The organism is Micromonospora sp. DT15, assembly GCF_049841475.1.
Classification (GTDB): domain Bacteria; phylum Actinomycetota; class Actinomycetes; order Mycobacteriales; family Micromonosporaceae; genus Micromonospora.
This window is the reverse complement of record NZ_JBNCKJ010000010.1, coordinates 13,914-25,895: the sequence shown is the minus strand read 5'-3', so window position 1 is coordinate 25,895 and position 11,982 is coordinate 13,914. Positions and strand designations below refer to the sequence as shown.

Sequence of the window (11,982 nt, the reverse complement as noted above, 5' to 3'; positions counted from 1 at the left end):
GATGGGAGCCGGTCACGGGCACGTGCGGTACCGCGAGTCGGACTCGCCGGTGCACCGGCTCCCGCCCGAGGTCAAGATCGTGGCGATGGTGGTCTTCACCCTCGCCGTGGTGGCCACCCCACGGGAGGCGTTCTGGGCCTTCGGCGCGTACGCCGTGCTGGTGGCGGCGGTGGCGGCGCTGGCCCGGGTGGGCCCATGGTGGTTGCTCAGCCGCGCGCTGATCGAGCTGCCGTTCGTGTTGTTCGCGGTCGCCCTGCCGTTTCTCGGCAGCGGCGACCGGGTCGAGGTGCTGGGCCTGCGCCTGTCCGAGGACGGGCTGCACGGCGCGTGGAACATCATGGCCAAGGGCACCCTGGGGGTGCTCGCCTCGCTGCTGCTCGCCGCGACCACCACCACCCGCGACCTGATCGTGGGGCTGGACCGGCTGCACTGCCCGCAGGTGCTCACCCAGATCGCCTCGTTCATGCTGCGCTACCTCGACGTGCTGGTCGGCGAGGCACGGCGGATGCGGGTGGCCCGGATCTCCCGGGGAGACGACCCACGGTTCCTGTGGCAGCTGCGGGGCTTCGCGGCCGGGATCGGTGCGTTGTTCCTGCGCGCCTTCGAGCGCGGGGAGCGGGTCTATCTGGCGATGCTGTCCCGCGGCTACACCGGGAGGATGCCCGCCGTGTGGCAGGGCGAGGGTGCGGCGAGCGCCGGTCAGTGGCTGGTCGCGGCGACCGTACCGGTGTTGGCGGCCTCCATCGCCGCGACCGCCGTCGTGCTGTCATGATCGGTGTCGTGCAGACCGCTGTCTCGCTGGACGTTCGGGGTGTTCGTTACGCGTACCCGGACGGGCACGTCGCCCTTCAGGGGGTCGACCTGAACGTGCCGCGGGGGGACCGGGTGGCGCTGCTCGGGCCCAACGGCGCCGGCAAGACCACGCTGGTGCTGCACCTCAACGGCATTCTCACGCCGACCGAGGGCAGCGTGAGCGTCGGCGGGTTGACCGTCACCCCGGATCGGGCCACCCTGGCCGAGGTCCGCCGCCGGGTGGGCATCGTCTTCCAGGACCCGGACGACCAGTTGTTCCTGCCCACGGTGGCGGAGGACGTGGCGTTCGGGCCGGCGAACCTGGGTCTGCGCGGGGCCGAGTTGGCCGCCCGGGTGGACGAGGCGCTCGCCGCGGTGGGGATGAGTGAGCACCGGGGCCGGGCCCCGCAGCACCTGTCGTTCGGGCAGCGTCGCCGGGTGGCGGTGGCCACCGTGCTCGCCATGCACCCGGAGATCCTGGTGCTCGACGAGCCGTCGTCGAACCTGGACCCGGCGGCCCGTCGGGAGCTCGCCGAGATCCTGCGCGGCCTGCCGGTGACCCTGCTGATGGTCACGCACGACCTGCCGTACGCGGCGGAGCTGTGCGAGCGTTCGGTGATCCTCGACGACGGCCGGATCGTCGCGGACGCCCCCACCACCACCCTGCTCAACAACGCGCCCCTGCTGGCCAGACACCGTCTGGAACTGCCCTACGGCTTCACCCCCCAGCCGTAAACCCGCTCTCGGCGGTCTCCACCCGAGGTACCGCCGAGGTGGTGCGGGAGGTGGCGTGCAGGCGCAGGATGCCGGCGGCTGTCGCGCCGGCCCCGGTGATCAGGAAGAGCGCCACCATCACCCGGGCGGCCGCGGGCGACCAGGGCACCGGGGCGATGGCGCGGGCGAACACGGCGGCGTTCGACGCGCCGGCGAAGAGCGCCAGGCAGGCCCCGGCCAGTGCGACCACGAAGTCGGCGGCCGGGCGGCGGCTCAGCGCGTACCAGCCGGCGGCGATCGCGCCGAGGCCGGTGACCAGGGGCCAGATCTGCCCGGAGAGCAGCCCGACGAGCACTCCGCCCACGCCCTGGGCACCCGCGTCCAACTCCCGTCCCACCGGGTACCCGACGGCCAGCGCGCCGCCGACGATCAGCAGCACGCCGAGCGCGGACATCGCGCGGGCGCCGGCCGGGGCGGTGGCGGCGAACAGGCCGAGCGCGCCCACCGCGAGCAGCCCCACGATGGTCACGGCCCACCAGGTGTACGCGTCCGGCGGCGGCACCCAGTCCAGCGTGCCGCCGATCACCATCGCGTCGGTGCCGTCACGCAGCGGGATGGTCCAGTCCCGGACCCGGTGCTCGCGGTCCGGTGCGGCGCGTACCGCGGCCGGTGGTGCCGACTCCTGCCACAGCGCGCGTTGGTCGTGCCAGCGTGCTGTGGTGCCGTCGTCGACCCGTTGCCAGGAGGGTGCGGCGGCCGGGTCGGCCTCGGCCGGGAGTTCGGTGTCCCCGTCGATGGTGCGGTTCAGGTACGTGGCGGGGGAGTGGCTGTTCTCGAAGACGCCGTCCGGGCCGACGCGCAGGTACGGCTCGCCGGAGTAGCCGATGACCTCGATGGTGCGGCCGGTGCGGTTGGTCAGTTCCAGTCGGGCGCCGGCCTCGATGACGCGTACCTCAAGCCCTGGCCGTGCCGGTGTGACGCCGGTGGTCCGGGTGCGGTAGTCGGTGCCGTCCGGTGCGTCCGCGCCGTGGGCGGCGGCGGGCGCCGCGCTGATCATTGTGGCCAGGCCGGCTGTGGCGGCGACCAGGCCGGCGCGGCCCAGCAGGGTACGGATCACTTGCCGGCCGCCGCCACGGCTGCGGTGAGAGCGTCCGGGGTGGGGTTCTCGACCGGTTGACCGTTGACCTTGACGGTCGGCGTGCCGGTGACGTTGCTCCGGCTGGCGTCGTCGGTCACGTGTTCGGTCCAACCCTTGTACGTCCCGTCCTTCACGCAGCTGCCGAAGGAGCCCCGGTCGAGGCCCACGCTGGTGCCGATGTCGATGAGCGTGTCGTCGGTGAGCCCGGCGCTGCCCTCCGGCGGCTGCTGGGCGAAGAGCGCCTTGGCGTACTCGTGGTACTTGCCGCCCGCCGCGGCGCAGCCGGAGGCGGCCGAGGAGCGGGTGGAGTACTGGGTGGTGGAGAAGCGGTTGAGGTACGCGACCGGGTGGTAGACCACTTTCGCCTTGTTGTCGGCCACCAACTGTTCGAGGGTGGACCCGCTGGTCTGCTCGAACTGCTTGCAGGCCGGGCAGAGGAAGTCCTCGTAGACGTCGACGGTGACCGGCCCGCCGCCGGTGACGATGCCGGTGCCCTCCGCGTTGGCGCCGGGTGGGGTGGTGAAGTCGTCGGAGCGCTGGCTGGACCAGACGGCCCAGCCGATGCCGGCGGCGATGACCAGGACGACGACCGCGGCGGCGGAGACCCAGATCGTGCGGCGGCGGCGCCGCTCGCGGGCCAACTGCTCGCGGACCACCCGGGCGGCGTCCCGCTGCCCCTTGCGACTACTCATCCTCGTCCTCCACAACGGATTCGCCGGACAACCACCCGTCCACCGATACCGGCGTACGTGGCCAGATCAGCAGAAATCCGGCCAAGACCAAGAATCCCAGGTCCCGGAGGATCTCCGGGAGGTAACTGGGTGCCTGCCCCGCCGCCAGTTGCCCGCCGCTGCCGAAGCAGCCGCAGTCGATGGCCAGCCCCCGCGCCCAGGCCGAGGCGATCCCCGCGATGAAGACCACCAGCAGCGCGGCGGACACCCCGGCGACGAGCCGGGTGGCCAGCCCGAGCAGCAGCAGCACGCCCAACGCCAGCTCGACGAAGGGCAGCGCCGCGCCGATCACTGTCGCCACGTCGTACGGCATCACCTGGTACGCGTTGACCGCCCGCCCGGAGGCGGCGAGGTCGCTGACCTTCGACGCGCCGGCGACCAGCCAGACGGCGGCCAGGCCGAGTCGGGCCGCGATGCCGAGCCACGGGCGGACCAGTGGCCATCGGCCCCACCGGGTGGAAGGTGCTGTCACGCTCATTTGTCGTCCCGTCCGCGCCGGAAGTTCCGCGTTCAGCCGGCCAGGGCGTCGCCGACCGCCTCGACCAGGTCGTCCCGGGCCCGGGCGACCCGGGACCGGATGGTGCCCACCGGCACCCCTTCGACGGCGGCGGCCTCGGCGTACGACAGGCCGAGCAGTTGGGTGAGCACGAACGCGGAGCGCCGCTCGGGGCCGAGGCGACGGACGAGGTCGGCGGCGCCGAACTGGCCGGCCGGGTCGGGGTGCGGTCGGTCGGTGTACGCGTTCGCCGCCAGGCGCTCGTCGAGCCGCCGACGCCTGATGACAGTGCGCAGGTGGTCGGCGCAGGCCCGGCGGGCGATGCCGAGCAGCCAGGTGCGGGCGCTGGAGCGACCCTCGAAGGCGGGAAGTGCCCGGAACGCCCGCAGGTAGGTCTCCTGGGTCAGGTCGTCGGCGCTGTCCGGGTCGACCAGGGCGGCGGCGAACCGCCAGACCTCGGCCTGGGTCAGCCGGACGAACGCCGCCTGGGCGGTCGGGTCGCCGTCGCGGGCGGTCAGCGCCCACTCGGTTGCCGGGTCCCGGGCGACCTCGTCGGCCGGCTCTGCCGGACTGACGACACCGGAGTCACGCGGGACAGGGATCACGACTCACCAGGTTACGCGGCAGCCGGCGGCGCGTCAGGGTCGTTCGACCCTTGGATGGTCTGCGCCACGTCGGGAACTTTTCTCCGTTCCGGGCCGACTACCAGTTCATGACGTGCGACCACCGACGCCCCCACCCCCCTCGGGTCGCCGAAAGGCACACCTATCGGCGACCATGTCCGGCATGACTGTCGCCCCCCGCCGCTGGGCCGCCAGGCTGGCGGCAGCCGCCGGCCTGCTCGTCACCGTCGTCGCCCTGTTGATCGCGCCAGCCACCTCCGCCAGCGCCCACGCGGTGCTGGAGAGCAGCAGCCCGGCCGCCTCCTCCATCGTGCCGAGCGGGCCGTCCGAGGTGGTCCTCACGTTCAGTGAGTCGGTCCGCAAGGTGCCCGGCAAGATCCGGATCATCGCACCGGACGGTTCCCGGGCCGACCGGGGCGAACCGTCGTTCGGTGACGCTGTCGTGACCATCCCGGTGGACCCGGCCGGCTCGCGCGGCACCTACCTGGTCAGTTTCCGGGTGATCTCCGCCGACAGCCACCCGGTTTCCGGCGCGTTCACCTACTCGGTCGGCGCGCCCTCGACCCCACCCGTCGACTCCGGCACTGACAGCCGCGCCAACCCGGTGGTGGAGACGGCGGTGAAGGTCGCCCGCTTCCTCGGCTACGCCGGTCTGGTGCTGCTGGTCGGGCCGGCGCTGGTGCTCGCCGCCCTGTGGCCGCGCCGGCTCTCCCGCCGGGGGCCGACCCGGCTGGCCTGGATCGGCCTCGGTCTGGTGGCCTTCGCCACCCTCGCCGACCTGTGGTTGCAGGTGCCCTACACGGCCGGTGGTGGTCTCTTCGACGTCACCGGCGAGGGGTTCGGCAGCACCTTCGGCAGCACCTTCGGCGCCGCCCACCTGGTCCGACTCGGCCTGCTGGCGGCGTCCATCTTCCTGCTCCGCCCGCTGCTGGCCCGGCCCGCCGGCCGCGCGGACGCGATCATCCTGGCCGTGCTCGGCGGCGCCGCCCTGCTGACCTGGCCGCTGGCCGGGCACGCGGCGGCCTCCCCGGCGCCGGCGGTCTCGGTGGTGGTCGACGCGGTCCACCTGGGCAGCATGGCGGTCTGGCTGGGTGGTCTGCTCATGCTCGCCGTCTTCCTGCTGCGCCAGGCCGACGAGCGGGAGCTGGGCGCGATCCTGCCGATCTGGTCGCGGTGGGCGGCGCTCGCCGTCTCGGCGCTGCTGTTGGCCGGCACCGTCCAGGCGCTGATCGAGGTGGCCACCCCGCAGGCGCTCTTCGACACCACGTACGGGCGCCTGCTGCTCGCCAAGATCGGGCTGTTCGCGATCGTCATCGCCGTGGCCGCGTACTCCCGGAAGTTGGTGCGCAGCCGCGTCGCGGCGCAACGCCCGGTACCGGTGCGCCGGGCGGTCCTGGTGGAGCTGGCCGTCACCGTCGTGGTGCTGGCCGTGTCCGCCACGCTCGTGCAGACCACGCCCGCGCGCACCGCAGCGGCCGGGCCGTCCGCCGGGGCCGAGTCCGGCCTCTTCAGCACCAGGCTCTCCAGCCCGCTCCTGTCCGTCGAGGTCGAGGTGAGCCCGGCCGGGCGGGGCAACAACACGGTGCACCTGTACGCGTACGACAAGGCCAACCAGCCACTGCTTGTCGCGGAGTGGAAGGCGACAGCCGCGCTGCCCTCGGCCGGGATCGAGCCGATCGAGGTGCCGTTGCTGCGGTTGACGGACAGTCACGCCTACGGCGACGTCAGCATGCCGACGTCCGGCGATTGGCAGCTGAAGATCACCGCCCGAACGACCGACATCGACCAGGCCACGGTGACCGCCACCGTGCCCATCCGTTAGAGAGGTTCGCGAAACCCATGACCCGATTCCGGCGTACCGCAACCGCCGCTGCCGCCCTGGCGTTCACCGCCGCCGCCACCGCTGTGCTCGGCTTCGCCGGACCGGCGTCCGCGCACGTCACGGTGAACCCGAAGGAGGCAACCCAGGGTGGCTACGCCCGGGTGGCGTTCCGGGTGCCCAACGAGAGCGACACCGCGTCGACCACCAAGCTGGAGGTCGTGCTGCCGGAGAACGCCCCGGTCGGCTCGGTGTCGACGATGCCGGTGCCCGGTTGGACGGTCGCCACGGAGAAGCGCAAGGTGGACCCGCCGATCGAGGTGCACGGCAGTCAGCTCACCGAGGCCGTCTCCAAGATCACCTGGACGGCCTCCGCCGACGCCGGGGTGAAGCCGGGTCAGTTCCAGGAGTTCCCCGTCTCGATGGGCCCGCTGCCGCAGGTCGACTCGATGGTCTTCAAGGTCCTGCAGACCTACTCGGACGGCAACATCTCGCGGTGGATCGACGAGCCGGCGCCGGGTGCCGAGGAGCCGGAGAACCCCGCTCCGGTGCTCACCCTGGCCGCCGCGGCGGCGCCGGCGGGTTCGGCCTCGCCCAGCGCGGCCGTGGCCTCGCCCGACGACGATGACGACGACGACGGCAACGGGCTCGCGGTCGGCCTCGGTGTGGCCGGTCTCGTCGCCGGCCTGGCCGGTCTGGTGCTGGGCGGGCTGGCGTTCACGCGTACCCGCCGGGAACCGGTCGCGAAGGTCTGACCCTGTTTCACCCGCTGGCCCGCCGGATCTTCTGGCGGGCCAGCGTGCTTTCCGGAGCCGATGTCGACCGTGCCGTGGATATCCCCTGATCAGACGGTGTACGTCGGTAAGGTCGGCCGGGTATTTGGCTACGGAGGGGGACGGTGCGGATGCGGTTCGTGCGGATGATCGCCGGAGTGCTGCTGATGGTGGTGGGGATTCCGGCGCTGTTCGCCGGTGGCGGGCTGTGGCTGGTGACCCGACACGCCGACCCCGGCGGGTCCTTCGCCGCCCGCTTCGAAACGGTCCGCACGCCCGGTCACGCGATCGTCGTCACCGACCTCGACCGGTTGCTGCGGCAGGAGGCGTCCTTCGCGCGTACCGCCCAGACCCGGCTGCGCCTGGACGCCCGCACCACGGGCGGGCCGGCCTTCATCGGCTTGGCGCCCGCCGCCGAGGTGCGTGGGTGGCTGGAGGCGGTGCCGCACGCCACGGTCCGCCGGATGGCGCTGGCCCGAGGCCCGCTGCCGGTCCGGCTCGATCCGGCCGGACCGGCCGCCGACACCCCGGGTGTCGCGCCGGCCGCCGGGTCCGTCACGCCGCTGGGCCAACCCTTCTGGGTACGCGAGGGGATCGGCTCGCTGGACTGGAGCGCGGACGACCTCGCCGGCGAACCCATGAGCCTGGTGGTGATGCGCCCCGATGGGGAGGACGACCTCGCTCTGGACCTGCATGCCGAGTTGCGGGTCGGGTGGACCGGCCCGGCCACCTGGGGTCTGTTGACGGTCGGCGTGCTGCTGGTGGTGTGCGCGGCGCTGCTTCTGCTGCGGCCACTTCGGCCGCGCGAAGTGATCTTCGTGGTCGAGCCGGATCAGGTGCCGGTGCTCGCCGGCCGGCTCGGGGTCACCTCGCTGAGTGGCCTGGGCCCCCGGCAACCCGAGCCGACCCCGCGGTTGCCGCTCCGACAACTCGCCCCGGTCGGCTCCGGCGCCCCGGAACCCGCCCGGTCGGCGATCGGCGCGGCCCGCGCGGCCACCCTCGCCGACCTGGACGAACCGGTTCGGCTGCCCCGCCCGCCGGAGGTGACGTTGAGTCTCGCCTGGCCGCCGGCCGACGTGGACGAGCCCACGGCCCGGCCGGTGGCGGCCGCGCCGGGCGACGGCCCGGCCGGTGGCGGCCCGGCCGGTGGTGGTGGGTGAGACGGCGAGTGGCCCGCCGCGCTGCCGACGCGGAGGGCCACCCTCACCGGGGGAGCGGTGCTACCCGAGCGACGCTTGAGGTAGATGAGGACAGATTAGCGACGAACATGGCCACTCGGGAGGTCTGTCCATTTGGTGCGATTTTCCGCATCGAGCCCCGAGCGCACCGGCAACGCCGCCAGCAGTAGCAGGCTGAGCAGCACGTAGGTGTTCTGCACGACGAAGTCCACCGGATCGTGGGTGTGGACCGGTCCCGCGCCCCAGGCCTGGAACGTCACCACGCCGTAGATCGTCACGGCGGTGATGCCCAGCGCGAGCCCGGCCAGCCACCGACGCCGGCGTGCCTCGTCCGGGCGGTCCGCGCTCAACGCCGCGTCGGCGAGCAGCACCACCGCCGGCACGAACCAGTAGATGTGGTGGGTCCAGGTGATCGGGCTGGCCAGGGAACCGACCAACCCGGTCAACGTCAGGCCGGTCAACGCGTCACCGGCCCGCGCCGCGCGGGCGGCCCGCCACAGCCCGTAGCCGGCGACCGCGGCCACCAGCAGCAACCAGAGCAGCCGGTCCGGCTTCTCCGGCTCGGTGAACCGGCTGAGCAGGCCGAACAGCGACTGGTTGCCGACGATGTCGGTGCGTCCCACCCGCTCGGTGGTCCACAGCTCGTGCGTCCAGAACCGCCACGAGTCACGAGGGGCGATCGCCGCCGCGAGTAGGGTCGCCGCCGCCGCGGTCGCGCTCGCCACCGCCGCGGCCCGCCACCGCCGCGTGGCCAGCAGGTAGACGATGAAGATGCCGGGAAAGAGCTTGAGGGCCGTCGCCAGCCCCACGCCCACCCCGGCCCAGCGTCGCGCCTGCGGCACCGCGAACAGCAGATCGGCCAGGATCAGCACGATCAGCAGCATGTTGATCTGGCCGAAGGTGATCGTCTCGCGGATGCTCTCCACCGCCAGCACCAGCAGGACGGCGGCGACCAGGGTGAACGTGCGGGGCAGGGCGTGTCGGGCGATCAACGGCGTCACCAGCCACCGGGTGGTCAGCACCACGGCCAGCACTGTGAGCGCCGTGAAGATCGCCACGGTGGCGCCGAGCCGTAACAGACCGAACGGCCACAGCAGCAGCGCGCTGAAGGGCGGGTAGGTGAAGTACAACTCGCCCTGCACCCGGTCGGGCTGGACGTAGTCGTAGAGCGGGTGGCCGACGCGCCACCAGTCCATCGCGGACATGTAAATCTTGAGATCGAAGAAGTTGTGCACGAGGCCGGGCAGGTACAGCGCTGGCAGCACAGCGCCGAGGGCCACCACCGCGACCAGGCGACGGACCGTACGGCCGCCGGGATCGTCTTCGGTGACGGCGGGCGGTGCGACGGGTTCTGCTGGCACCCCGAAACCCTAGCGGTCCGGTCCGCCGAGAGCGCGCAGCCGCGGGGCGTGGGCTGCGCGTAGGCTGTCCCGGTGGCTGATCTCCTCGTCTGGATCGACTGTGAGATGACTGGGTTGGACCTCGGCAGGGACAAACTGATCGAGGTTGCGGCACTGGTCACCGATCCCGACCTCAACGTGCTGGGTGACGGTGTCGACGTGGTCATCCACGCCGACGAAGCGGCGCTGGAGGGGATGCCGGAGATCGTGCAGACGATGCACGCCAAGTCCGGCCTCACCGAGGAGGTCCGTCGTTCGGCGGTCACCCTCGCCGAGGCCGAGGACCTGGTGCTGGAGTACGTCCGCACCTTCGTCAAGGATCCGCGTACGGCTCCGCTCTGCGGCAACTCGATCGCCACCGACCGGGGCTTCATCGCCCGGGACATGCCCCGCCTCGACGCCCACCTGCACTACCGGATGATCGACGTGTCGTCGATCAAGGAACTCTGCCGCCGCTGGTACCCCCGCGTGTACTTCGGTCAGCCGCAGAAGGGTCTCGCGCACCGGGCGCTGGCCGACATCCGGGAGAGCATCCGGGAGTTGGAGTACTACCGGCGCACCGTCTTCGTTCCGCTGCCCGGCCCGGACGTCGAGACCGCCAAGGCCATCGCCGCCGAACTCTGACCGCGGCCGCGCTGACCGGCAACCCGCTGGACGTGCCTGGCTGTGGTGTGGCTATTATTGGTCCGCACCCCGCCCGGAGCGATCAACCGGGCGACGGCGGCATGGTGGCTGTAGCTCAGTTGGCAGAGCACCGGGTTGTGGTCCCGGTTGTCGGGGGTTCAATTCCCCTCAGTCACCCCACTGGTTTCACTGCTCAGGCCCCCTCCTCGGAGGGGGCCTGAGTCGTTGTGGGGCCGAGACAGGGGCGACGCGAAAGCCCCCTCCGAGGAGGGGGCTTTCGTCGGCTGGCTCAGGCGGTCGGTGTGGGGGACGGGGTGACCGCCCCGTCCGGGGCCGGGGTGGTGGCGTCCGGGTCGGCCGGAGGCTCGTACGGGAGGGCGCTGCCCTTGACGTATTCGTCCCAGCTCATGTTCCAGTCGGTCCAGCCGTTGCCGTTCTGGAGCTTGCGCTCGGTGCCCTTGACGGTGATCGGGTCGCCGATCTGGGTGTTCTTGAAGAGCCAGTCGCCGTTGGCCATCGACACGTTGACGCAGCCGTGCGACACGTTCGTGGTGCCCTGCTGCCCCTCGGACCAGGGTGCCGCGTGGATGAACTCCCCGCCCCAGGTGAGACGCTGCGCAAAGTCGATCTTGGTGCGGTAGCCCTCGTCCGGGCCCAGCTCCTCGAACGTGTCGAAGACCGTCTTGCGCAACTTCTCGATGACGACCATGGTGCCGCTGGACGACGGGGTGCTCTTCTTGCCCAGGCTGACCGGAATGGTCTTGATCACAGAGCCGTTGCGGGTCACCGTCATCCGCTTGGTCTTGTTGTCGACGGTCATGACCACCGCAGCGCCGATCTTGACGTCCACCGAGAGGTCGGCGCGGCCGTACCAACCCGCACCCATCGGCAGGCCGCCGGCCTGCACCCGGTAGGAAACCTTGCTGTTGGGCTTCCAGAACTCCTTCGGCCGGTACCGGATCTCGGTGGGGCTGACCCAGTGCCAGATCCCCTCCTGCGCCGGGGTCGAGGTGACGGTCATCCGGCGCTGCACGTCGTCGCGGTAGTCCTCCGGGATGTCCCGGCTGAACTTCACGATCAGCGGCATGCCCACCCCGACCACCTGGTTGTCACCGAGGAAGCTGCTCACCCGCACCTGGTTGCCGGGCTTGGCCATGGTGGTGAAGGTGCTCGTCGCGGTGGCCGGAAGCCCGTCGTCGCCCTTGGCGGTCACGGTGGCCGTGTAGCTCGTGCCGTAGGCCAGCGCGCCAGCCGGAAGCCACGACTTGCCGTCCTTGGCGAGGGCGCCCTCGACCGCCTTACCGGCGGCATCCTTCAGCTCGACCGCGGTTTCCACGGCGTCCTTCGTGGTGAAGGTGATGCCGGTGGAGGCCGCCACGTCCTTGGCGTCGGCCGCCGGCTCACTGATCGTCGCTGCGGCCTTCGGCGCCGGGTTCTCGCCGCCCCCGTGCCACGAGGACGACTTGCCGCCGTCGCCGTTGGTGCAGGCCGAGGTGAAGGCCAGCGCCACGGCGAGGAGCCCTGCCGCGAACACGCGGCGTCGCCCAGCGGGCCTGATCAGCTGGTCCTGGCTAGCTCGCATGAAGTCCCTCACAGTTGTGGTCGCTGCCCCATCGTCTCTTACTGACGCGCCAGAGCCGGCCCCGGTTGCCGAGGGTGAACCGAAACACGCCGTCAATAGTGCCCGAATCCTG

At 72.0% G+C, this 11,982-nt stretch carries 12 protein-coding genes and 1 tRNA gene; 7 read left to right on the top strand and 6 right to left on the bottom strand.

Annotated elements, in window-relative coordinates:
- Position 1 precedes the first annotated feature (1 nt).
- Positions 2-772: a cobalt ECF transporter T component CbiQ gene (gene cbiQ, locus ACLQ3F_RS21925; protein ID WP_425851089.1), complete on the top strand. Its 771-nt coding sequence runs from the start codon at positions 2-4 to the stop codon at positions 770-772.
- A complete protein-coding gene (locus tag ACLQ3F_RS21920) occupies positions 769-1,527 on the top strand; it encodes an energy-coupling factor ABC transporter ATP-binding protein (RefSeq protein WP_355005415.1) in 759 nt (252 codons plus the stop codon). Before cbiQ ends, ACLQ3F_RS21920 begins: the two co-directional genes overlap by 4 nt.
- Here ACLQ3F_RS21920 and ACLQ3F_RS21915 read toward each other — a convergent pair.
- From ACLQ3F_RS21915 to ACLQ3F_RS21900, 4 genes are read right to left on the bottom strand one after another with little or no spacing between them, the layout of a single operon-like run.
- Entirely contained in the window at positions 1,511-2,623 is a 1,113-nt protein-coding gene (locus ACLQ3F_RS21915) for a hypothetical protein (protein WP_425851087.1), read from the bottom strand. The two genes, ACLQ3F_RS21920 and ACLQ3F_RS21915, sit on opposite strands and share 17 nt — an antisense overlap.
- Entirely contained in the window at positions 2,620-3,336 is a 717-nt protein-coding gene (locus ACLQ3F_RS21910; protein WP_355005413.1) for a DsbA family protein, read from the bottom strand. The genes ACLQ3F_RS21915 and ACLQ3F_RS21910 overlap by 4 nt, the downstream gene beginning before the upstream one ends.
- Positions 3,329-3,853, bottom strand: a complete 525-nt coding sequence (locus ACLQ3F_RS21905) for a MauE/DoxX family redox-associated membrane protein (RefSeq protein WP_425851085.1) — start codon at positions 3,851-3,853, stop codon at positions 3,329-3,331. Before ACLQ3F_RS21905 ends, ACLQ3F_RS21910 begins: the two co-directional genes overlap by 8 nt.
- Positions 3,854-3,885: 32 nt before the next feature.
- On the bottom strand, positions 3,886-4,476 hold the full coding sequence (locus ACLQ3F_RS21900) for a sigma-70 family RNA polymerase sigma factor (protein WP_357200590.1): 591 nt from the start codon (positions 4,474-4,476) through the stop codon (positions 3,886-3,888).
- Positions 4,477-4,648: 172 nt separating this feature from the next.
- Here ACLQ3F_RS21900 and ACLQ3F_RS21895 point away from each other — a divergent pair, with 172 nt between their 5' ends.
- The 3 genes from ACLQ3F_RS21895 to ACLQ3F_RS21885 all read left to right on the top strand — a co-directional run bounded on the left by ACLQ3F_RS21895 (position 4,649) and on the right by ACLQ3F_RS21885 (position 8,246).
- Positions 4,649-6,316 carry a copper resistance CopC/CopD family protein gene (locus ACLQ3F_RS21895; RefSeq protein ID WP_425851083.1) on the top strand — a complete coding sequence of 556 codons (1,668 nt, stop codon included), beginning with the start codon at positions 4,649-4,651 and terminating at the stop codon, positions 6,314-6,316.
- Positions 6,317-6,333: 17 nt separating this feature from the next.
- Positions 6,334-7,068: a YcnI family protein gene (locus ACLQ3F_RS21890; protein WP_355005409.1), complete on the top strand. Its 735-nt coding sequence runs from the start codon at positions 6,334-6,336 to the stop codon at positions 7,066-7,068.
- Positions 7,069-7,217: 149 nt separating this feature from the next.
- Complete coding sequence (locus ACLQ3F_RS21885; protein WP_425851352.1) at positions 7,218-8,246, top strand: hypothetical protein; 1,029 nt, start codon at positions 7,218-7,220, stop codon at positions 8,244-8,246.
- 95 nt (positions 8,247-8,341) lie between these two features.
- Here the strand turns inward: ACLQ3F_RS21885 and ACLQ3F_RS21880 are convergent, their stop codons facing one another.
- Entirely contained in the window at positions 8,342-9,625 is a 1,284-nt protein-coding gene (locus ACLQ3F_RS21880; protein WP_425851082.1) for a glycosyltransferase 87 family protein, read from the bottom strand.
- A 72-nt stretch (positions 9,626-9,697) separates the two neighbouring features.
- On the opposite strand from ACLQ3F_RS21880, the gene orn reads away from it, so the two are divergent.
- Both orn and ACLQ3F_RS21870 read left to right on the top strand, forming a co-directional pair.
- Positions 9,698-10,288: an oligoribonuclease gene (gene orn, locus ACLQ3F_RS21875; protein WP_130407816.1), complete on the top strand. Its 591-nt coding sequence runs from the start codon at positions 9,698-9,700 to the stop codon at positions 10,286-10,288.
- 104 nt (positions 10,289-10,392) lie between these two features.
- Positions 10,393-10,468: transfer RNA gene (locus ACLQ3F_RS21870), tRNA-His, on the top strand.
- A gap of 109 nt (positions 10,469-10,577) precedes the next feature.
- On the opposite strand, the gene ACLQ3F_RS21865 is transcribed toward ACLQ3F_RS21870, so the two are convergent.
- Positions 10,578-11,870 (bottom strand): Ig-like domain-containing protein, encoded by a 1,293-nt coding sequence (locus ACLQ3F_RS21865; protein WP_425851080.1) that lies wholly within the window; start codon positions 11,868-11,870, stop codon positions 10,578-10,580.
- Positions 11,871-11,982: the final 112 nt, after the last annotated feature.

What these genes read in the sequence shown, in the direction of transcription:
- ACLQ3F_RS21905 (WP_425851085.1), bottom strand. Translation starts at nt 3,853, where the DNA reads ATGAGCGTGACAGCACCTTCCACCCGGTGGGGCCGATGGCCACTGGTC.
- ACLQ3F_RS21910 (WP_355005413.1), bottom strand. Translation starts at nt 3,336, where the DNA reads ATGAGTAGTCGCAAGGGGCAGCGGGACGCCGCCCGGGTGGTCCGCGAG.
- ACLQ3F_RS21895 (WP_425851083.1), top strand. Translation starts at nt 4,649, where the DNA reads ATGTCCGGCATGACTGTCGCCCCCCGCCGCTGGGCCGCCAGGCTGGCG.
- cbiQ (WP_425851089.1), top strand. Translation starts at nt 2, where the DNA reads ATGGGAGCCGGTCACGGGCACGTGCGGTACCGCGAGTCGGACTCGCCG.
- ACLQ3F_RS21885 (WP_425851352.1), top strand. Translation starts at nt 7,218, where the DNA reads ATGCGGTTCGTGCGGATGATCGCCGGAGTGCTGCTGATGGTGGTGGGG.
- ACLQ3F_RS21865 (WP_425851080.1), bottom strand. Translation starts at nt 11,870, where the DNA reads ATGCGAGCTAGCCAGGACCAGCTGATCAGGCCCGCTGGGCGACGCCGC.
- ACLQ3F_RS21920 (WP_355005415.1), top strand. Translation starts at nt 769, where the DNA reads ATGATCGGTGTCGTGCAGACCGCTGTCTCGCTGGACGTTCGGGGTGTT.
- ACLQ3F_RS21890 (WP_355005409.1), top strand. Translation starts at nt 6,334, where the DNA reads ATGACCCGATTCCGGCGTACCGCAACCGCCGCTGCCGCCCTGGCGTTC.